Below are 22,007 nucleotides of genomic sequence, written 5' to 3'. Positions count from 1 at the left end.
CTGGAGAAGGTCCCAAGGGTTGGGCTGTTCGCCCATTAAAGTGGCACGCGAGCTGGGTTCAGAACGTCGTGAGACAGTTCGGTCTCTATCTACAGTGGGCGTTAGAAATTTGAGTGGATCTGACTCTAGTACGAGAGGACCGAGTTGGACTAACCTCTGGTGTATCTGTTGTTCCGCCAGGAGCATTGCAGAGTAGCTACGTTGGGAAGGGATAAGCGCTGAAAGCATATAAGCGCGAAACCCACCACAAGATGAGATTTCTTTAAAGGGTCGTAGGAGATTACTACGTTGATAGGTCATAGGTGTAAAGGCAGTAATGTCATAGCCGAGTGATACTAATAACCCATAGGCTTATTGTACGCCTGTTTTTTTACTAAGTACAATACATATTATTACGATTTTCATGTTTAATACACTAAAGTGTACTTTTTTCAATATGTTATTTTATACGGTTAAGTAGTTGATCTTAAATCACTACATACACCGAAAGACTTAAGGTGATTATTGCGATAGGGCTCACCTCTTACCATTCCGAACAGAGAAGTTAAGCCTATTTGCGCCGATGGTACTACATTCGTGGGAGAGTAGGTCGTCGCCTTTTTTAGAGAATCCTCAACATTTATTTGTTGAGGATTTTTTTTGTTAAAAACATAAATGTTAAGCTTAATTAATAATAAGTAAATTAAAACAGATCAATACCAAAAGTTGTGGGATTTAAAAATTAAGCAAAAATAGTTGTTAGTCTAAATAAGAAGAATTCTACGTTTCTAACACCTCTAAATTGTGCTCTAAAGGCTTTTATTTTAGCATTGAAAGATTCAGCAGAAGCGTTAGTACTTCTGTTATCAAAATAGTTGAGTATATTTTTATAGTGTATTGACATTGTTCTAGCAATGGTATTGAAGCTTTTAAATGCTGCTTGTCTTACTTTTTCATCCCATTTAGCTAAACGTATTAAAGCAGAAGTTTTTCCTTTAGTATTATTAAATATCCAAGATAAGTTTTGACACAGCTTATATGCTTTTTCTAAATCTGGATAATGTTCAAAAAGTATTTTTGCTCTTTTTTGCTGATTTTTAGTCCATTTACTATTTGATTTGTATAGCAAGTAGCGGCTTCTAGCCAATAATTGTTTTAGTGTATCTCCATTACTAAACAGTATTGGAGTATATTTTTCATTATTATTTCTTGCCTTTTCTATAGCACTGTTCTCAGCATCAAGTGCATCCCATCTATGCTTAATTCTAATGTCTTGTAATGCATCTAACGCAAGCTTTTGAACATGAAATCTATCAATGACTAATGTTGCTTCTATAAATGATTTTTTAACTATTAATCCCATGTTTCCAGCCATATCTAAGGTCACTTCTTTTACTTTTCGTCTTTGTTTTAATGGAATTTTACTGAGTATTTCTATAACAGTATCAGCTTTAGTTCCTTTAACAATACACACTATAGCTCCTTTTTTACCTTTTGCTTTTTTATTAGTTAGTATAGTGTATAAATCGCCATTTGAAAAAGCTGTTTCATCTAACGAAAGATAGCTTCCTATATTCTTTGGAAATAGTAGCCATTGCTTTGCATGTACTTTTTGATTCCACTGCTTGAAATCACTTAAATAATCTTTGTATTGCCTTTGTAAATTTCTCGAATTTACACCGTAGAATTTAGCTATAACTGTTGTGTTAGAAGCGTTATTACTAATAGAGTTCTTTTAAAAAAGCAGCAAAATCACTAGTTATTCTAGTTCCTTTTGCTACTAATTGCCAATCTCTTGTAACTACTTTTCCTGTAGCTTTGTTCAGCCATCTACGCCTTGTTATGTGTAGAAATACATTCTTTCCACGTATAGGAAAATCTTGAACAGTGGCTTCGGGAAAGAAGCCTTTAGAATGAAGAGTAATACTTTTAAATTCTTCTGGAGTTTCATTTAATTCGGTAAAGTAAAAATGAATATCTTCACCTTTAGTATAATGTTTAGTCATCTCAAAATACTTTACAAGTACTTCTGGAAGTAATAAATTCGCTATAGCTAAGAATCTTTCTGAGGACATCGAAATTTTTAATCCAAAGTTCACTTATTTTTTGCTATCCCACAACTTTTGGTATTGATCCATTAAAACCTGTTGTCAAATACATGTGATTATTTAAGGTAGATCTTTCATGCAAGATTATCCTCAGTCATAATTTATCCAGTTTTCTATTTATAGACTTAAATATTAGTTGGCTGTGCTTTGCGAGAGTGATAGAAACGGCATCCTTTTTTATTTATATAGAATAATATGCGTATTGATTGGATAGACTTTATGTGTTGGTTGTTAGCTATTTGGTTATTTATAGAGGTCGTTTTTTTGAAATAGATTACCTGATATTAAAAGATTAGCTTCTTTATCAATGTAAGTGTTCTTCTATAGATGAAGTTAAATTTTGGCAGGGTATGCTTTGAGAGATTGATAGAAACGAAAGACTTCTTTTTTTTAGTGATTAATCGATTTGAGTCTATTACGAATTGATTGTATACACCTCGTGTAAGAGTGATATAAAGGATTTCGTTAAATATTAAAATTTGAAGTTTAGGTTAGACTATATAGAGATGACATTCTTTGTTTCTGGAATAGGTTGTTGATTATCTAAATATAGTTTGTTGATGTAAGGTTATCGTTAAATAATGACTAATGCTTAGAATTAATTTTATTAATCAATTAATTCTAATTAAATTCGTGGATATGAATAACATTATACAGTCATCCTTATTAACTCTTCAGAAATCTAAAACTCTTTTAATTAAACTGTCTAATGAAGAATTGAGTGATGCTTCTGTTTCTCCATACTATTCTAGTGTTGGTTCGCATTTAAGACATATATTTGATTTTTACTATTGTTCTTTAGAATTTAATAGTGAAGGAAAGATTGACTTAACCTCGAGAAAAAGAGACTTAACTGTTGAAAGTTGTTGTGATTCTGCAACAGATTATCTCAACAAAATTATTAAGAAGTTACAAGCTGTAGAAGAAAATATAAAAGATTCTATAATTGTAATAGACGATTTAGGTTGTGGTAAGATTGAAATGGATTATACTTATTCTGCATTGCTGTCTCAGGCAAATAGTCATACTATACACCATTATGCAATTATTGGTTATATACTAGATCGCTTGAATATTACTTTTGAAGATTCTAATTTTGGTTACAATCCTACGACTCCAATAAAAGAAGAGGTGTTGCTTAAAAGTTAATTTTGTTTATCACTCTTGAACATACTATCTAGTATTGTATTTAATCCTTTAAATGCGAAGTAAACTGCTGATATACATGCTGATATTCCAACTATTAATAAAGGGATGTATAATGGTTTTTCTTGATTACTAAACGCTACATATATTAATGATGGACCAAGGAACATTAATACTAAAGATATTCCCATTTTTTTAAGACCTTTTGTAAGTACATCTTTATCGGTTTTTTTAGTTTCCATTTTTTGCAGTATTATAGGCATTTATTGATGCTCTTACATTAAGATTATTTTTTAATAATATTTTTGCTTCCTGCTTATTGATAGCTAGTTCTGACATTATCATTTTTACACCTCTGTCGACGAGCTTATTATTACTAAGCTGCATATCTACCATTTTGTTACCTTTAACTTTACCTAGTTTTATCATGGTAGAAGTTGTGAGCATATTTAAAACTAATTTTTGAGCTGTACCAGCTTTCATTCTAGAGCTTCCAGTTACGAATTCTGGACCTACAACAACATCGATAGGGAAATTGGCTGTATTTGTTAACGGACTTTTACTATTACATGAGATAGAACCTGTAATAATTTTATTATTGTTACATTCCTTTAAAGCTTCTATAACATATGGTGTAGTACCAGATGCCGCAATACCAACTACAACATCATTTTTAGAAATATTATTTTCTTGAAGATCTTCCCATCCTTGATTTATTGAATCTTCTGCAAATTCTACAGCTTTTCTAATGGCTATGTCTCCACCAGCAATTAGGCCTACTACCATTTCATGAGGGACACCAAAAGTTGGTGGACATTCGGAAGCATCTACAATACCTAATCGTCCGCTTGTTCCAGCTCCAATGTAAAAGAGTCTTCCACCATTTTCTAGTTTTAAAACAATTTGGTCGACAAGTTTTTCGATTTGTGGCAATGCTTTTTCTACAGCTAATGGTACTGTTTGATCTTCTTTATTTATGTTTGTTAAAAGTTCTAATGTGCTCATTTTTTCTAAATGATTATAATTAGATTCTTTTTCTGTGGTGCGTTCAAATGTCATAATTCAAAAATACGATAATTGTGTTTAATTGTTGTACGGTATTTGCGTTAGTGGTAGTAGCGGCATCCTTTTTTCTCAAATTCAACTTTAGTTTTGAGTTAAAATTGACCTTTATTAATAAACAATAATGCTTTGTCTTAAAAGGATAGAAAAAAGATATAGCGGATGACACGACGAAGACATGCTTTTTTAGCATGTTTTGGTAACGCCCAAATTATTTTATTCTATGATATAAATAAGTTCTGTTGCTTGTGAGACTCTAAAGTAACCAAACGGAAAATTTTCGGGATTGGTTTGGTTTGTACAGTTACCGCGAACGGTTGCAGGTTGGATTTCGAAAGGTCCGCCACCTCCATCAGAGGTTTGCAGTAACAGCAAGTTCATAAACTCATAGAATTGTTCTGAAATTCCATAATTTCTAATTGTTAACTCATTGCCTGTTTCTGTATTTTCGTTAGTATAAAAAGCGAATATTTGGTTTCCGTTTATAAACTCATCGTTGTAAACAGCTAGCATTGGATTGGTTTCAAATTCTTCTTTAAACTCGAAGAAATAATAATTTTCTTCGTCTGCTGGATCTGTATAAAATGCTTTTATTTCTGTTTCGTCTCCAGAAAAACCTCCATCATCATTTTGTTCTATATAGTCTATAGGCGTAACGTTAGTCATGGTTTCTGAGCCTGTATAGGTTTGGTTATTATAGGTTATTGTTAATGTGTATTCTTGATCTATTTGTGGATTGAAGTTGAAACATTCGTAAATACCGTTGGCATTAGAATCTACAAAGTTGAATACATCGTTATTGGAATTTGTAACAATAACATTGGCTCCAGTTGCAGGTGAAATTTCATTATTAAAGAATGGAGCAGAAAGCGATAGTTTTATTGTTTGATCAGCTCCTGTAGAACCTTCGAACCAATTTAATGAAGCGTCTATTACTAAACGTGGTGCTGCATTTGGTACTTCTAGATCGATTACATCTTCGCAAGAGGAAAATATAAAAGATAATAATAAGATATATATTAAGTTTTTCATTATTAAAATTTAAAGTTATAAGATACAGATGGTACAGCTCCAAAAATGGATAAACGGGTTGCTTCGTTATTGCCTGTATCTTCATTTTGGGCAAACGAAATAGAAGCGGCATTTCTTCTATTGTAAGCGTTATATAAGCCAAAAACCCATGAACCTTGAAAACCTTTTGTTTTTTCTGGTTTTGGTGTATAAGTTGCAGAAAAGTCTAAACGATGATAGCTTGTTAAACGCGTTGAGTTTCTAGCACTGTAATTTGGAACAACAATGTTGTTATAAGTATATTGTCCGTTTGGGTAAGTTGTAGGTTGTCCTGTTTGAAAAATAAAATTTGCATTAAAATCCCATTTTTTATTTAGATTATAGCTTGTGGTAATTGACAAATCGTGAGTTTTGTCGTAGCCTGTATTATACCAATTGCCATTATTTATTCCGGTTTCGTTAGGAGAGCGGCCTTCTGTTTTTTGTTCAGATTTTGATATTGTATAAGCAATCCAACCTTTAAAACGGCCTTCGTTTTTTCTAAACAAAACCTCTAAACCATAAGCTCTCGCTTTTCCGTTTAATATCACGCGCTCTATGGCGTCGTTGGCAATTAAATTTGCGCCATCAATGTAATCAATTCTGTTTTTTACATCTTTGTAATAGGTTTCTATTTCTAAAGAATAGTCTCCATCTTTAATATTTTTAAAATAGCCAATAGCATATTGATCTAAAATTTGTGGTTTAATATAGTCACCACTAGGAGTCCAAACATCTAAAGGCGTTGGTGAACTGGTATTAGACAATAAATGTAGATATTGAGACATACGATTGTAACTTGCTTTTACCGACTCGTTTCTATTAAATTGATATGCTGCCGAAAAGCGAGGTTCTAAATTTGCAAACGATTTTATAGTTTTACTTCTGCTTGAAGACTCTGTACCTATAGCATCTGCGCTTTGATATATTTGAAAATCGTCGTTAAAAATTACGGCTTCATTATTTTCATAAATATTTAATTCACTTTGTCCTAAACGCTGAAATGTACTTAATCGTAAGCCATAGGCAATCGTTAAGTTATCTAAAACTTTATGTTCTGCATCTATATAAATGGCATTTTCGAAGGCATATTTATCGATTAATTTTTGTGCATTTATTCCAGAATCGGGAGTAGAAGGTTCTATTTCTCCAGGATTAAATTTATAATAGATACTGTTTAAGCCATATTGTAACTTGAAATTATTGCTTAAATAATGTTTAAAATCGTATTTAAAATTAAAATTCTGAATACCAGAGTTCCATTTAAATTCTACAAAATCTAGGTTTAGACCGTAATAATAATCCGAATAAATAAGAGACATATTAGAAAACAGTTTGTCGTTAAATAAATGATTCCATCTAAAATTTACAATTGTATTTCCGTAGGTGTTTTCGAAGCTGTCAGATAAATTAAATACATCTCTACCAAAATAACCAGACAAGTAAATGTTGTTATTCTCGTTTAGTTTGTAGCTTAATTTTGTATTTAAATCGTAAAAATAGGCAACATTATCAAGATCGAATAACGGTAAAAACAAATGTGCATAAGAACTTCTGCCACCAAGTAAAAACGAACCTTTATTTTTCTTTAAAGGACCTTCGACTAATAAGCGACTGGACACAATACCAATGCCTCCATTGGCATGAAACTCCTTACTATTTCCCTCTTTTTGATAAATATCTAAAACCGAAGAAACGCGTCCGCCATAACGTGCCGGAATTCCGCCTTTATAAAGTTTTAGATCTTTAATTGCATCAGGATTAAATACCGAAAATAATCCAAATAAATGCGAAGAATTAAATACAGTAGCCTCGTCCAATAGAATTAAATTTTGATCTGCCGCACCACCACGAACATTAAATCCAGACGATCCTTCTCCCGCATTTGTAACACCAGGTAATAGCGTAATCGCCTTTAAAACATCGGCTTCACCAAGCACAACAGGAATTTGTTTTATAGTAGAAGCAGAGAGTGCATTAACACTCATTTGTGGTTTTCTAATGCTAAGTTTTTCAACATTTTCTGTAATTATTACCTCTTCTAGACTCTCTGAAGCTTCATTTAAAAATATATTTTTTTTAAGATCCTCATTAAGTGTTATTGTTTCCGTTTTATCAGAATATCCAATATAACTTAGCACTAGTGTATACTCACCTGTAGGTAAAGTAATCGAGTAAAATCCGTACTCGTTAGTTGTAGTTCCTGTGTTTAATTCCGGAAATAAAATATTTACACCAATTAAGGTTTCGTTAGTATTTTGGTCTTGAATAACACCGCTTAAGGTGACTTTTTCTTGAGCTAAAAGAAAGCTACAACTAAAAAATAAAAGTAAGAATGCAACTAATTTGGTATGATACATTTATAGCAATTTGATTTAGGTAAATTTAATAAAAACTTAATTTTTTCAGGAATGGTTTAACATATATTTGGACGTTACCAAAACATGTAAAAACATGTTTTCGTCGTGCCATCCACTATATCTTTTTTTTGCATAAATGCAACAAAAAAAAGGATGCCGTTTCTACCACTAACGCTTAAAAGCTTCAAAATAAAAGAAGCTTTTTAAAGGACATTACTATTTAGTAACGATTAGTTTTAGAATTTGTTTTCTGTTAGACTTATAGAATAGCACAAAAAGAATATTAGTAATAAAATGACTTGCTAAAACAGCTACTGCAGCGCCATTTACGTACCAAATAGGAATTAAAATATAACATAAAATAACGTTTGTAATGCAACCAATTACAAATCTATACACGTTCTTTTGTAAATGACCTGTATTAATTAAGTGCTTTTCGTAAATCATGCCAAGAAAAACAAAAAGTGGAGCCCAACAGAAAATTAATAAGGGCGTTTTTGCTTCGGCGTACGATGTTGTGAAATATGTATCTAAAATACTATTTCCAAAGAAAGTATATAACACACCAATTAATAAACCCAAGGTAAACATGATTATTATTAACTGTCTTATCTTATTTTGATAACGTATTTTATTCTCTTGAAAAGATTCTGCTAAAGATGGATATAAAGCATTAATAATAGAAAAGCCAATATTCCAACTCAAACCAATAACTAAGAACTGAACTGTAGCAAAAATTCCGTTTGCATGATCGCCATGAAAATGTTTTAAAAACATTTCGTCAATGGTAATATAAAACATAATTAAGCCGTTAGAAATTATTAAAGGAAACGACATCTTTAATAAGGATTTTGCTAAAGGCCAAGAAAACGACCACAGTTTAAATGAAAACTGCTTTTTATGTTTTAAAATTATAAAATAAATTAAACCTTGAATTAAAAAATCTAAGATAATAAGTTTTGCAAAATAATAGACATCAAACTGTTCTGTAACACCATAGTATTGTAAAGACACTATAATAATTAAGCTTGTTATTTTGCTAATAAAAATATATTTGGTCCATTTTTTAGCTAATAAGTAATACTCAAAAACATCAGTGACTTTAAAAAAATAACTAGAAGCAATAATAAGATATAAACCAGTTAAAGGACTGCTATCGGTGAGACTGAAATACATTAGTATTCCTACAAAAATAACAAACCAACTTACTAATCTTAGATAAAAAGCGGTAGCCAAAATTAACGGACTACGTTTTGGGTTAAACACAATTTCTCTAATACAAATAGCAGATAAACCCAAGAAAAATAAAGGTGTTAACAAACCTATAATAGACTCAACAAATTTTAGCTTCCCTATATCTATAGTTCCTAGAGTATTAAATATTTTAGGAACAATAAAAACACCAGTAATAAGCTGAATTATTTTTTCTAGAGTAAACCACTTGGTTGCGATAAAATCTTTTTTACTAAAAACCGATGTCATAAAGTGTATTTGGTTTTCAAATATATAAAAACAGATTCCTTTTAACTGTTTGAAGGATTATTATTACATTCGTTTTTACAAACAGTACTATGACTCCAGAGTTTCTTCGTCGCTATTATATTATACGTATTATTTCAAACCCTAAAGTGTACGGTGTGGAGAAGAATGGTTTTGTACCGCTATCAGATTTGCAAAATGCGCTCGATCAATTGCGTATAAATAATATAGACGATCCACTTTACGATAAATTAAATCAGTTTTCTCAAAAAACGATTAAGCGTGATCTTGATAAAATAAAATCTTATTATCAAACTATTATTTTACACAAACGTAATTACGGATATTATTTAGAGGGTTATGAGGTAAATGATGCTTTACAAGAAGTGTATCAAAAAACCGAACTCTATCTTTTACATCATCATGCGCACTCATGGAAAGCACATGTTACTACAACACGAAGTTCTTTAAGTTCGCGAGTAGATTTAGTACCTTTAATACACGCTATAGAACATAAGCTCAGAATAGATATTACTTATCAAGGTTGGTACGACGATAATGGTTTTCAAATTATAAATGGTTTTTTTCAACCTTTACATATTAAAGAAATTAATAAGGCTTGGTATTTAATAGCACATAATAAACAATTTGGTGTGTATGCTTTTTGCTTGGATGATCGTATTAAAAATTTGCAAATTAGTAAGCAGAAAGTCAAACAGCCTATAGCTTTTAATCCGGACGACTATTATAAAAATACTATTGGTATTTTAAAAACAGGAATGCCAGCAGAATGGATACATATTAAAGTTGCTAATCATCATTTTAAGTATCTAGAGACAAATTATTTACATCACTCTCAAGAAATTGTAGCTATTCCTAAAGAAGTAGATACACATGCTTTAGATTATTCGAATCCAGATATTTGGGGAGAAATTAAAGTATGTTTAGAGCCTAATTACGAGTTTTTAATGGAGATTTTAAAATATAACCTTTGGGTAAAAGTTGTAAGTCCACTTCATGTTAAAAACGAAGTAAAGCATCATTTAGGCTTGATGGTGGATTATTATAAGGATATTTAAAAATACTGTATTCACTCTCTGCGTGTTAAAAATAATTATTCAAAATTCTCATTGTTTATAGTTATTAATATTTAAGAATGGTCTCTTCTCTTATAGTAGAATAAAAATGAATTTATTTTAAATAGACAGGTTTTGTCTGTTTAAAAAATAGATTTGATATTGCTATTAAAAATTAACATAGAAAAAAGCTCATGGCTACCTATAAATGTCGGAAATGTCGAATCTATAAAAACGACACATTAAATTCTCAATTAAATACAAGTGCAACATGCACTGCTATTGAGGATAACAATGAAGTTGTGTTTCATGGTTGGGAATTGATTTCTGAGGAAGATTTGCGGTGTGATTTATTAGAATCGTAAATAGGACACCAGCTAACACTTAAAATATATACAAATTAAATAACACCATTTTTGGTTTAGTGACCCGCTATTAATCAAGTCGATATAATTAATTATATTGAACTAAACCAAAAAGAAAAAGCACCCAAATGGGTGCTTTTTTTATTTAAATAAGATCTAGTTTTATACTATCCTATAATACTATTAAACGTTTTACTTGGACGCATAGCAGTATTTATTAAATCTTCTTTTGGTTCGTAATAACCACCAATATTTACAGGATGACCTTGAATATCGTTAAGTTCGCTAACAATTTTCGCTTCATTCTCCTCTAATTCTTTTGCAAGTGGCGCAAATTCTTTAGCTAGATCACTATCTTCAGTTTGCTTCGCTAATTCTTGAGCCCAATACATCGCTAAGTAAAAGTGAGAACCTCTATTATCTAATTCTCCAGCCTTACGCGAAGGTCCTTTTTTGTTTTCTAATAACGTTTCTGTAGCATTATCTAAAGCATCTCCAATAATTTTAGCTTTAGGGTTGTTATTTACTTGGCTATAATGCTCAAGCGAAACAGCTAAGGCTAAAAACTCACCTAAAGAATCCCAACGTAAGTGGTTTTCTTCTGTAAATTGTTGCACATGTTTTGGTGCAGATCCACCAGCACCAGTTTCAAATAAACCACCACCATTCATTAAAGGAACAATAGATAACATTTTTGCACTAGTTCCAACTTCAAGAATTGGAAATAAATCTGTTAAATAATCACGTAATACATTTCCAGAAACCGAAATAGTATCTTTTCCATCTTTTAATCTTTTACAAGTAAAAATTGTAGCATCGATAGGAGATAGGATACGTATATCTAATCCATTAGTATCATGATCTTTTAAATATGTATTTACTTTCTTAATTAATTGCGCATCATGAGCTCTCTTTTTATCTAACCAGAAAACTGCAGGTGTTTGAGATGCTCTTGCTCTAGTAACAGCAAGCTTTACCCAATCCTGGATTGGTGCATCTTTAACTTGGCACATTCTCCAAATATCTCCGGCTTCAACGTCGTGAGATAATAACACTTTTCCTGTTGCATTTATAACTTCAACTTTTCCGTTAGAAGCAATTTCGAATGTTTTATCGTGAGAACCATATTCTTCAGCTTTTTGAGCCATTAATCCAACATTAGGAACAGTTCCCATTGTTGTAGGATCGAAAGCACCATTTTCTTTACAGAAATCGATAGTTGCGGTATAAATTCCTGCATAACTACTATCTGGAATTACGGCTTTAGTATCTTGAGATTTTCCATCGGCATTCCACATTTGCCCAGAGTTACGAATCATTGCTGGCATCGAAGCATCAATAATAACATCACTTGGTACGTGTAAGTTGGTAATACCTCTTTCGCTATTTACCATAGCTAAATCTACACTATGTTCTAATGTGTAACGAATATCTTCTTTAATTTCATCACGTAAATCTTCTGGTAACTCCTTTAATTTACTTAATAAGTTTCCAAATCCGTTATTAACATCAACACCAACTTTTTTGAAAGACTTTCCATGTTTTTTAAATAAATCTTTAAAGAAAACACGAACAGCATGCCCAAAAATAATTGGATCACTTACTTTCATCATTGTTGCTTTCATGTGTAATGAAAACAAAACACCTTTATCTAAAGCATCTTCAACTTGCTCTTCTAAGAAATCAATTAAAGCTGCTTTACTCATTACAGTAGCATCAATAATTTCATCTTGTAATAAAGCTAAATTTTCCTTTAAAACTTTAGTTTTTCCGTTAGCATCTGTATGTTGGATTTTTACAGTTGTTGCTTCAGCTAAAGTTATAGATTTTTCATTATGTGCAAAATCTCCAGAAGTCATTGTAGCAACGTGCGTTTTAGAATCTTTAGACCATGCTCCCATAGAATGAGGATTCTTTTTTGCGTAATTTTTTACAGCTTTTGGTGCACGTCTATCACTATTACCTTCACGTAATACTGGATTTACAGCACTACCTTTAATTTTATCGTAACGTGATTGTATTTCTTTTTCTTCGTCAGTTTTAGCCTCATCTGGATAACTAGGTATTTTAAAACCTTGTTCTTGAAGCTCCTTTATTGCAGCTTTAAGTTGTGGTACAGAAGCACTAACGTTAGGTAATTTTATAATATTTGCTTCAGGTTTTTTTGCTAATTCACCTAAGAAAGCTAAGTCATCAGTTACCTTTTGGTCATCATTTAAAAAATCTGGAAACACAGCTAATATTCTAGAAGCTAAAGAGATATCTTTAGTTTCAATATCAATTTCTGAAGACTTAACAAAAGCTTCAACAATAGGAAGAAAAGAGCGCGTTGCTAAAGCAGGAGCTTCATCTGTTTTTGTATAAATGATTTTTGGTGTTGTAGACATATAAATTCGATGTTTAAATTCTTAAATTCCGAAAAAATTTCGGTTTACGAATATACAAAATTTCAACACCATTTTAAAGCGAGAAGTCTACGACTTTAAAGGTTTTTTAGAGACAATAGTTCTCGTGCTTTTATTTTATTAAATTGATAATTTTAAGGCTTATAAATTATTCAATTATAATATTATAGTCTTTTAATAACCCAAAAATTTCATTTTTAGAAAATAGAGCACCTTTTACTTTATTTTTAGAAGGAGAGATAGAGTAGTTGTAGGCGGTTAAAAAATTTACGTTCTCTAAATTCGTGTTCTCAAAAATAGCTAAGTTTAAATCGCAATTATTAAAAGTAGATTGTTTTAAATTGGTATTTGAAAAGTCGGTCTTTTCGAATTTACATTTTTCAAAAAGCGTGTTGTTTAGTTTTAAATTATAAAAGGAAGCTAAATTGAGTTGACAATTTTTAAATGTCATTGCTAATAAAAAGGAATCACATTCATTAAAAGGTGAGCCTACTAGTTTGCAATCATTAAAATTTACCTCCTTAAATGACGTTTCTCCAAGTTTAACAGAACTAAAATTACAACTAATAAATTCGCATTCTAAAAATGAGAATCCAGATAGATATGTATTGCTAAAATCACAGTTTTTAAATGTGCAATTGTCGTATTCTGCTTTTGGTAGGTTATTGGTTGTATAATCTATTGAGTTGAAGGTTTTATCTGCTATAAAAGGTAAGTACATTATTTATTTCTGTTTTGTTAGAACTATTTCATTTTCATTCCATTTAACAATATCATAAATATACCAATATATCTCTTCCGATTTTGGCTTTTTCCAAGACCTTTTATTAAAATGAATAACCACTTTGTTTTGATGTAATTTAAAGTTATTGATTTCAAAATATGTATTTCCAACAGGACAAGAAGTTCTTAATTGATATTTTACATTACTTATAGAATCGAAGACTAAAGATTCACCATAATCAAATTTGAATTTACGTAAGCGTGCGTTTATTTTGGAACCTAAATCATCATTGTTAGTTAAACTATCTTGAAGTTTTTTAAATATAATACTGTTTTCTTTGCGGTTTTTTCTAACTAATTTTAATTCATTTAGTTTTGGATGCAAGCTAAATTCAGAAATTTTCCATTTAGAATTAAATAAAATATTTATGGAATCATTCTCTTGTGCATAAGAATGAAAGTTAAGCAATATCATAAATAAAATAAGTAAGTTGTGTTTCAATACAGTGCTTTAGAGATAAGCATCATTAATCTTGCCGAAATTACCACATAGTATAAAAGAGACAAAGATACCAACCTGCGTTGGCATTAATTCGACTAGACATTTTCTATTCATTTTCTTTGAAAACGAGTAGGAAATGAGTCTCATTAAAAACAAAAGCCATAACACAATAGATTTAACTATTAGAATTATGGCTTTTTCGAGATAACATCAACTGATCTATTTAGCTTTCACTAACGTAATCCAAAACCGGGGTTTTACATTTTTTCGATTCAAAATCTGTTAAATCAATGATACATTTGGGTAACTTTCAAAATGTATTGACCTGTTACACCGTTTGCATCTGTAATTGCTTTTCTTGAAACTTTAACCTGTGTACTACGTTTAAACGTTGCATTTATTTTAAAGTCTTGTTTCTTCTTTTCGTATTCACTTTCGTTCTCTACTACTTATTCGAAACTTTCAATTTTTAGTTTCACAATCTACCAAGGCATGCTGTAAATTTCAAAATCTCATGGTTTTTTAATTGTCATATCTACATATGGTATTTTAAAAACCTCAAAAAACAATTAATACTTAAAAAATTAACTTCTAAGTATTTATTTTAAAACTCATTAGTTATTTTCATAACAAAGTTTTAAAATCAATTAAATATAAATACTGTTTTTAAGCAGTAACCAACAGAAGGTTGTTATTAATTGTTTTACTAAAGTACAATATAACTTCAATAAAACAAGTGTTTTTAATACACTACTTATCAACTAGTTATGAACTTGTGTTATTAACAAATGTTAATAACCAAAAAAGCTAACTCAATTGAGTTAGGCTTTTTAATACTATTTATAAGGAGGAGATTATTTTCTTCTCGCTTCTTTAATTCTAGCTTTCTTACCAGTAAGACCTCTAAAGTAAAAGATTCTAGCTCTACGAACTTTACCTCTTTTGTTTACTTCAACTTTCTGTAATGCAGGTAAATTAACTGGGAAGATACGCTCTACACCAATTGTTCCAGACATTTTTCTAATTGTAAAAGTCTCTGTTAAACCAGTTCCTCTTCTTTGTAATACAACACCTCTAAAAAACTGTGTTCTACTTTTTTCACCTTCACGAATTTCGTAGTATACAGTAATTGTATCACCAGCTGAAAATTCTGCAAAGTCCTTTTTTGGTACAAACTCGTCTTGTACAAATTTAATTAAAGATTCCATCTTTATTGTTTTTTATTATTAATCCAGAACAACATTCACGTATATCGCCAGAGGTTAACCCGAAATTGGCTGCAAAAATAAGTATTAATTACTTATCTGCAATAGTTTATTTAATATTTTTAATACTCTTAATTTATTTCAATTCTATAGGTATCCAAACTGTTTCTTCAGAATCTGGATGGTTACGTTTTGCTTTTTCTCCTAAAAGATTAAAATGTGGTCTTTGGCTTAATTGGTATTTAGATTTTGGTAACCAGTCTGCATATATATAGGACATTAAAACACCAAAGTCTTTTGGTAAACCTTTATAATTAAAGACGGCGTACAAACCAGTTTCTAGGTTTAGAGTCTGCATACCTTCTGGAATAGAATCATAATTTTTTACTTCAACGGTTGCCCATTTTGTAAAGGTATTTGTTGGGTTAAAATTTTGAAGATAGTTACTATCGTAAATTAATACTTCGTATATATCTGAAGAAACAATATTTTGAATATGCTTTTGTTGTGGCATGAAACCTGAAAACAATTCAAAGGTTTTATTATCTACCAAAGACATTTCAATAGATTGACCAACCAATTTTTTGTTTTTGAGTGTTTCTATTTCTGGATCTTTAAACATTATTACTTTTCTTTCAAATCGTTAATAACAAAAAGTAATAAGCCTATACTAAACATTAAATAAGAAAAGACATTAAAATACATGAGTATTGTTTGTGCATTAATCATGGAGTAGTCGAAAGAGACTATACCATTACTAATAAAGATGCGTATAATAGCTATAAATAAGGTGAAAGCAGCACTTATTACTAATAGTAATCCACCAATAGATTTATATTTGTTAGCTATTATAATGCAAGCCACAAGTATTATTGAATGAATAATAAAATAAAATGCTTGGGTAATCATTATATGTGTACCAAAGTTGTCCATAGTTTCCGTGTTGGTTAATTTAATCTTCTAATAAATCTGGTCTGCGTTCTTGGGTTCTTTTATAAGCTTGATCTTCTCTCCACTTTTCAATGTTTGCTTTGTGGCCGCTAAATAGTATGTCTGGAACCTTGTAACCTTTATAGTTTCTAGGTTTTGTGTAAATTGGTGGTGCTAATAAATTATCTTGAAAACTATCTGTAAGTGCAGAGGTTTCATTGCCTAAAACACCAGGAATTAATCTAATTATAGCATCGCATAACACAGCTGCACCTAATTCTCCACCAGATAAAACGTAATCTCCAATAGAAATTTCTTTGGTTACAAACATATCGCGAACGCGTTGGTCTACACCTTTATAGTGACCGCAAAGAATTATTATATTTTCTTTTAAAGATAAATGGTTGGCAATACCTTGGTTTAGTGTGTTGCCATCTGGAGTCATGTAGATAACCTCGTCGTAATCGCGTTCTGCTTTTAAGGCCGAAATACATTTGTCTATAGGTTCACACGTCATTACCATTCCAGCGCCACCACCACATTGTGTGTCGTCTATGGATTTGTAATTATCTGTTGTGTAATCTCTTAAATTGTGAAAGTGTACCGAAACTAAATTAGCATCTATTGCGCGTTTTAATATTGAAGCATCAAACGGGCTTTTAAGTAATTCTGGTAGAACGGTAATAATGTCTATTCTCATTATATTTTATGTAAAATTTTATAAATAAAAGGGATGATTTTTTGATTGTTTTTTGAGTGGTTTCGAAATTATTATAACGTTTAGTATAAGAAACGTAGGGCAGTTAAAAATCACTTTCGTTTCGGTTTATTACTTAGCTAAAAATAAATGTTTTGCTTTTATTTTTTCTCTTAAATGCCAAATTTTATATTTAGCGGACTTTGTAAATAGACACAGAACTTTGGTGTTAGCACAAACGCCCTATGTTTTTTATACCGTGTTAGGCACAGTTTTATTCACTTAATTTTTTAATCATATTTTTTGAATATTTAATCAAGCGTTGTTTTTCAATTGGTAATAACTCAACTGCTTTTTTGTAATATTCAACTGCCTTTTCATTATTCCCTTCCGTTTTATATGCATAATATTGAGCGAGTCCAAAATGACCTCCATAAAAATCAGGAAATTCTACTTTAATTAATTCGAATATTTTAAGCGATTTTTCAGGTTCTTTTTTAAAGTAACTAAAGCCTAAAGAACGTAAATCCTCTTTTATAATATCATATTTATTATTGTCAGATTTAAGTTGATTAAATTTTGCTGTAATATTTTCTATTCCATTTTCCTCTATATCTTTTTGAAGTAAGATATAGGCAGGTAAAGGAATTTTTCCATCAGAAAAGTAACTTGCTAAAAACAAAGCTTTTCTTTTAAGTCCTCCTAAACTGGAAGTGTTTGTGTAGATTACGACCGTAATTTTTTCAGATGGGATTCTTAGCGTAGTATTTAGAAAACCTGTTGTACTTCCTCCATGCAGTAAATATTTTTTGCCGTTTTTTATGTCAATTTGCCATCCAAATCCATAACCTTTTCCATTTGTTTTTCCATTTTCATCCCAGTTGGAAAATGCATCATCAATTAAGTTTGACTTAACAAGTGTTTCGTTGTATAAGCTTTTATCCCATTTTGCATAATCGCTGACGGACGAATATATTCCACCATCGCCCAGAATAGCAGACCAAATATTTTGGTCTCTGTTTTCGTAAATCGAATCGTTGAATTTATAACCATAGGCGCGGTTTTTAATCTGCAAGTCTTTTGAATACACTGTACTATTGGTCATATCTATTTTTTCAAAAATTTCTTCAGCCATAAAGTCTTGAAACGTTTTTCCTGAAACACGTTCTATAATCATAGCTAAAACAGCATAGCCTGAATTACTATACTTGTACTTGGTATTTGCAGGAAATAAAAGACTGTCTTGTTTTATTAAAAGATTAAGCACTTCCTTATCAACAAGTTGTTTTTTCTCATCATTTGGATACAGTTTGTTGTATGGCTGTAAACCTGATCTATGTGACATTAAATTTTTTATAGTAATCTTTTTCCCATATTCAGGGAATTCAGGAATTACTTCCGTCAATTTTGTATTGTAATCTAATTTTCCTTGATTTATTAAAGTTAAAATTCCCATTGCAGTAAACTGTTTAGTTACAGATGCAAGCCTGTAATTAGTTTCACGATTAGCAAGAATTTTATTCTCTAAATCAGCATATCCAAAACTTTGGCAATCTTTTATTTGACCATCTTTTATAACAATAAAACTTGCGCTTGGCTTTTCTCCAATGTAATCTTTAAATAGAAAATTTATTAAATCTTGATCAATTTCTTTCTTTTCTACTATTTTTTCGGAAGTCTTACATCCAGAAATAATGATTAAAAAGACTAATGTTAAATATGTGTACTTCATTTTTTTTAAATTGTGCCTAATGTCACTAGAATATGATGCCGTTTCAATGCATTATATTCAGCGTTATAATAATTTCGAAGTTCGACTATTTTTTTGAGAAAGTCAAGTTTTCATTCTCCCAAGTATACTGCAAATCTACATCCTTTTTCCAACCCATACTTTCATACAAAAATTGTGCAGGGTTGTCAGTTTCAGTTTGCAAAGCTACAAATTTACAAAGGTCTTGTTTGGCTTTCTCTTTTGCTTGATTTAATAGTGCTACACCTATGCCTTTTTTACGATGGTTTTTATCTACAAACAAATCGTTTAAAATATAAATGGGCTGCATAGCAACAGAGGTGAAGCTATGGAATAAATGCATAAAACCAACGGCTTTGTCTTCCGCGTAAGCGATATAAATAATAGTATCTTGTTTTTCTAACCGCTGTTTTAAAAACTGTTTTGCAGCTTCAGGATTACTGGTTTGTCTATAGAAAACTCTGTAAGCATCAAACAAAGGAACGAGGTCTTTGAGATGCTGTATTTCGGCTTTAATTATTATCATTGTTATAGATTACAGTTAAAAGTGTGCGGTTTGAAATGGTATTCTAATATTTAAAGTATGTTTTTTAAACAAAAAAATCTGCAACCGAAGTTACAGATTTTATATTAAATTTTTTATTAGAAAGCTTGTAAACCTTTTTATTATTACTGTGCTTAGCTTATTGTTTAAAGCACTGTTTTAGGGTTTGTAATTAAGCTTAATTAGAATTTTTATGCTTATTTATTTCGTCTTGTAACTGTCTGCGTACTTTTTGTTCACGTTCTAGAGCAATACGTCTGTGGTCTTCGAACTCTTCTTCGGTTTCTGCTAAAGATTTTTGAGCTTCTTTAGTAATGGCATTACTACTTTTAAAGCGATACATAAAAAATAACGCTAGCGCTAATAAGCCTCCAATAATAGACCACATAAGTCCATTGTAACCTCCTTTACTCATTTGAATACCAAAAAGAGACATACTATCTTTTTCGGTATTTGTTTCAGCTAAGGTACCTTGGGTAGAAGATAAGTTTGTTTTTAATTTAGAGATTTCATCATCTTGTTTTGTAACAATAATTTTGGTGTCGCTAAGTGTTTTGTGTACAGCTTTTAAAGAGTCTAAAGTATTCCCTTTTAATTTTTCTATCCATTGTATTTTTATCACTTCGTAGCGTTGGCCACGTTGGTCTTTCCAACCATTAGATTTTTTGGTTAAATACTCGAACTGACTTTCTATCGAGCCGCTATCCAGTGACAGTTTATCGTCTACATCTTCAGCTTCAGTTTGTGCTTGAATTTGTATTGAAAAAAAGGCTAATAATAGAAGTAAGGTAACTTTAGTAAAATTCATTTTTATAATGTTGATTATTTCCTGCTGCGAAAGTAAAAAATATTGTTCAGTTTAATTGTATAATACTACAAAAGCCTCACATTTTGTGAAGCTTTTATATATACGTGTATTATACTGTATTTGGACTATATATTAATGACGTTTGATTAAAACCAATGGCATTAATAGTAAGTAAAACGTCTTACTTTAGCAATGTGCTTAGCTAAACGAATAACTTGATGACTGTAACCATACTCGTTATCGTACCAAACATAGAGTATAGCATTTTTTCCATCTTTTCTTACAATAGTTGCTTTACTGTCGTAAATAGAAGGAGCAGAGCTACCAACAATATCTGTAGATACAAGCTCATCGCTCATTTCGTATTTAATTTGCTCTACTAAGTCGCCTTCTAAAGCATATTTTTTTATTGTAGCATTTACACTATCAATACTAGCTTTAGATTTTAATTCTAAGTTTAAAATTGCTAAAGAACCATTTGGTACAGGAACTCTAATAGCATTAGAAGTTAGTTTGCCTTCAAAACTTGGTAAAGCTTTAGAAACGGCAGCACCTGCTCCAGTTTCTGTAATTACCATGTTTAATGCCGCAGCACGACCACGTCTATATTTACTATGGAAGTTATCTACTAAGTTCTGGTCGTTAGTATATGCATGTATTGTTTCTAAATGTCCACTCTTTACGCCATAAGTATCTTCGATAGCTTTTAGAATAGGAGTAATAGCATTTGTAGTACAAGAAGCAGCAGAGAAAATATCTACTTCGTCTGGATTATTTTCTAAGTGGTTTACACCATGTACAATATTTGGAATCCCTTTTCCAGGAGCAGTTAATAAAACTTTATCTGCACCTGGAGAGTTTTTTAAACGTGTTAAGGCTTCTTTATCTCTAAATACACCAGTATTATCAATAATTAGTGCATTGTTAATGCCGTACTTTGTGTAATCTATATCTTCTGGTTGGTTAGCAGAAATAATTCTAACCGTTGTTCCATTAATTATTAGAGATTCGTTTTCTAAATCTACAGAAACAGTTCCAGAGAAATCACCATGTACAGAATCGTTACGTAATAACGATGCTCTTTTTTCTAAAACAGTAATATCGTTTTTACCACGTGTTACAATGGCTCTTAAACGTAACTGGCTACCTTTTCCAGTTCTTGTCATTAATTCGCGAGCGACTAAACGACCAATACGTCCAAAACCATAAAGGACAACGTCTTTAGGTGTAATTTCTTCAGATTCTTCAGCACCTTTTAATTTGCTAGAAACAAAAGCGATGGCATTTGTGTGTTTTTGATCTTCTAAATGAAACTCGTAAGTTAATTTTCCAATATCTAATTTAGAAGGCGGAAAGTCTAACGTTTTAATAGCTTGTGCTATTTCAACAGAATCGAAAATAGAAATTGGCTTTTGTACAAATTCACCTGCATATTCATGAAGATTTAAAATCTGACTTACGTTTCTATCTATTAATTGGTTTCTAAAAAGAACTAGCTCGATAGAGTTGTCGTACCAAAGGTCGCTAACAATTTTAATAAATTCTACTGTCGCACGACGTCTGTCTGCTTGGTATGCTAATTCGTTTTCGTAGGTTTCTTTAACAGGCATCTGTTTTAGTTTTTAGTGTGTTGTTAATTGTGTTATTTTTTTTGCGATACAAAAGTATCATTGTATATATTTATAACGAAGCTATTTAACTTCGCTTAATATTTTGCAAAAGTATATATTTCAAACGTTTTCGTAAAGGATTTTAGTAAAAAAATAAAAGCACTTTAGAATGAACTAAAGTGCTTTTTAAATACGGTAACTATTTTGA

The 22,007-nt window shown here is 30.9% G+C and carries 21 protein-coding genes and 2 rRNA genes; 5 read left to right on the top strand and 18 right to left on the bottom strand.

Annotated features, from left to right (window positions below; all coding sequences use genetic code 11):
- Together ASC44_RS05230 and rrf are read left to right on the top strand one after the other, a co-directional pair.
- Nucleotides 1-359, top strand: a 23S ribosomal RNA gene (locus tag ASC44_RS05230); the annotation flags it as partial.
- Nucleotides 360-493: 134 nt separating this feature from the next.
- A 5S ribosomal RNA gene (rrf, locus tag ASC44_RS05225) occupies nt 494-601 on the top strand.
- Nucleotides 602-721: 120 nt separating this feature from the next.
- On the opposite strand, the gene ASC44_RS05220 is transcribed toward rrf, so the two are convergent.
- Nucleotides 722-1,675 (bottom strand): ISAon1 family transposase, encoded by a 954-nt coding sequence (locus ASC44_RS05220; protein WP_152973275.1) that lies wholly within the window; start codon nt 1,673-1,675, stop codon nt 722-724.
- A 25-nt stretch (nt 1,676-1,700) separates the two neighbouring features.
- Nucleotides 1,701-2,054, bottom strand: coding sequence for an ISAon1 family transposase N-terminal region protein (locus ASC44_RS05215; RefSeq protein WP_055446560.1), 354 nt, complete (start codon nt 2,052-2,054; stop codon nt 1,701-1,703).
- A 672-nt stretch (nt 2,055-2,726) separates the two neighbouring features.
- On the opposite strand from ASC44_RS05215, the gene ASC44_RS05210 reads away from it, so the two are divergent.
- Nucleotides 2,727-3,236 (top strand): hypothetical protein, encoded by a 510-nt coding sequence (locus ASC44_RS05210; protein WP_055446575.1) that lies wholly within the window; start codon nt 2,727-2,729, stop codon nt 3,234-3,236.
- Here ASC44_RS05210 and ASC44_RS05205 read toward each other — a convergent pair.
- The 5 genes from ASC44_RS05205 to ASC44_RS05185 all read right to left on the bottom strand — a co-directional run bounded on the left by ASC44_RS05205 (nt 3,233) and on the right by ASC44_RS05185 (nt 9,187).
- On the bottom strand, nt 3,233-3,496 hold the full coding sequence (locus ASC44_RS05205) for a DUF6095 family protein (RefSeq protein WP_241491405.1): 264 nt from the start codon (nt 3,494-3,496) through the stop codon (nt 3,233-3,235). The genes ASC44_RS05210 and ASC44_RS05205 overlap by 4 nt on opposite strands.
- Nucleotides 3,465-4,292: an N-acetylmuramic acid 6-phosphate etherase gene (gene murQ / locus ASC44_RS05200; protein ID WP_055446559.1), complete on the bottom strand. Its 828-nt coding sequence runs from the start codon at nt 4,290-4,292 to the stop codon at nt 3,465-3,467. The genes ASC44_RS05205 and murQ overlap by 32 nt, the downstream gene beginning before the upstream one ends.
- A gap of 219 nt (nt 4,293-4,511) precedes the next feature.
- Nucleotides 4,512-5,327, bottom strand: coding sequence for a DUF4249 domain-containing protein (locus tag ASC44_RS05195; RefSeq protein WP_055446558.1), 816 nt, complete (start codon nt 5,325-5,327; stop codon nt 4,512-4,514).
- Between the two features lie 2 nt (nt 5,328-5,329).
- A complete protein-coding gene (locus tag ASC44_RS05190; protein WP_055446557.1) occupies nt 5,330-7,705 on the bottom strand; it encodes a TonB-dependent receptor in 2,376 nt (791 codons plus the stop codon).
- Nucleotides 7,706-7,921: 216 nt separating this feature from the next.
- A complete protein-coding gene (locus ASC44_RS05185; RefSeq protein ID WP_055446556.1) occupies nt 7,922-9,187 on the bottom strand; it encodes a flippase in 1,266 nt (421 codons plus the stop codon).
- Nucleotides 9,188-9,276: 89 nt separating this feature from the next.
- On the opposite strand from ASC44_RS05185, the gene ASC44_RS05180 reads away from it, so the two are divergent.
- Both ASC44_RS05180 and ASC44_RS18035 read left to right on the top strand, forming a co-directional pair.
- Nucleotides 9,277-10,263, top strand: a complete 987-nt coding sequence (locus tag ASC44_RS05180; RefSeq protein WP_055446555.1) for a helix-turn-helix transcriptional regulator — start codon at nt 9,277-9,279, stop codon at nt 10,261-10,263.
- Nucleotides 10,264-10,454: 191 nt separating this feature from the next.
- Nucleotides 10,455-10,625 (top strand): hypothetical protein, encoded by a 171-nt coding sequence (locus ASC44_RS18035; RefSeq protein WP_161805004.1) that lies wholly within the window; start codon nt 10,455-10,457, stop codon nt 10,623-10,625.
- Nucleotides 10,626-10,792: 167 nt separating this feature from the next.
- Here the strand turns inward: ASC44_RS18035 and ASC44_RS05175 are convergent, their stop codons facing one another.
- From ASC44_RS05175 to ASC44_RS05120, 11 genes are all read right to left on the bottom strand, one after another.
- A complete protein-coding gene (locus ASC44_RS05175; RefSeq protein ID WP_055446554.1) occupies nt 10,793-13,012 on the bottom strand; it encodes an NADP-dependent isocitrate dehydrogenase in 2,220 nt (739 codons plus the stop codon).
- 166 nt (nt 13,013-13,178) lie between these two features.
- On the bottom strand, nt 13,179-13,751 hold the full coding sequence (locus tag ASC44_RS05170) for a pentapeptide repeat-containing protein (RefSeq protein WP_152973274.1): 573 nt from the start codon (nt 13,749-13,751) through the stop codon (nt 13,179-13,181).
- Between the two features lie 3 nt (nt 13,752-13,754).
- Entirely contained in the window at nt 13,755-14,228 is a 474-nt protein-coding gene (locus tag ASC44_RS05165; RefSeq protein WP_055446553.1) for a hypothetical protein, read from the bottom strand.
- Between the two features lie 881 nt (nt 14,229-15,109).
- Nucleotides 15,110-15,463, bottom strand: coding sequence for a 50S ribosomal protein L19 (gene rplS / locus ASC44_RS05160; protein ID WP_055446552.1), 354 nt, complete (start codon nt 15,461-15,463; stop codon nt 15,110-15,112).
- A 133-nt stretch (nt 15,464-15,596) separates the two neighbouring features.
- Nucleotides 15,597-16,082, bottom strand: a complete 486-nt coding sequence (locus ASC44_RS05155) for a GyrI-like domain-containing protein (RefSeq protein WP_055446551.1) — start codon at nt 16,080-16,082, stop codon at nt 15,597-15,599.
- A 2-nt stretch (nt 16,083-16,084) separates the two neighbouring features.
- Nucleotides 16,085-16,393, bottom strand: coding sequence for a hypothetical protein (locus tag ASC44_RS05150; protein WP_055446550.1), 309 nt, complete (start codon nt 16,391-16,393; stop codon nt 16,085-16,087).
- Between the two features lie 19 nt (nt 16,394-16,412).
- A complete protein-coding gene (trmD, locus tag ASC44_RS05145) occupies nt 16,413-17,090 on the bottom strand; it encodes a tRNA (guanosine(37)-N1)-methyltransferase TrmD (protein WP_055446549.1) in 678 nt (225 codons plus the stop codon).
- 271 nt (nt 17,091-17,361) lie between these two features.
- Nucleotides 17,362-18,819 carry a serine hydrolase domain-containing protein gene (locus tag ASC44_RS05135; RefSeq protein ID WP_055446547.1) on the bottom strand — a complete coding sequence of 486 codons (1,458 nt, stop codon included), beginning with the start codon at nt 18,817-18,819 and terminating at the stop codon, nt 17,362-17,364.
- Nucleotides 18,820-18,904: 85 nt separating this feature from the next.
- Entirely contained in the window at nt 18,905-19,363 is a 459-nt protein-coding gene (locus ASC44_RS05130) for a GNAT family N-acetyltransferase (protein ID WP_055446546.1), read from the bottom strand.
- A 196-nt stretch (nt 19,364-19,559) separates the two neighbouring features.
- The gene (locus tag ASC44_RS05125) at nt 19,560-20,189 is read right to left on the bottom strand and encodes a hypothetical protein (RefSeq protein WP_055446545.1); all 630 of its coding nucleotides are present in this window, start codon (nt 20,187-20,189) and stop codon (nt 19,560-19,562) included.
- A 161-nt stretch (nt 20,190-20,350) separates the two neighbouring features.
- Complete coding sequence (locus ASC44_RS05120) at nt 20,351-21,799, bottom strand: glyceraldehyde-3-phosphate dehydrogenase (RefSeq protein ID WP_055446544.1); 1,449 nt, start codon at nt 21,797-21,799, stop codon at nt 20,351-20,353.
- Nucleotides 21,800-22,007 lie beyond the last annotated feature (208 nt).

This window comes from Lacinutrix mariniflava, assembly GCF_001418015.1.
Taxonomy (GTDB): domain Bacteria; phylum Bacteroidota; class Bacteroidia; order Flavobacteriales; family Flavobacteriaceae; genus Lacinutrix; species Lacinutrix mariniflava.
The sequence above is the reverse complement of the archived record's forward strand: the minus strand, read 5'-3'. Positions and strand labels throughout refer to the sequence as shown.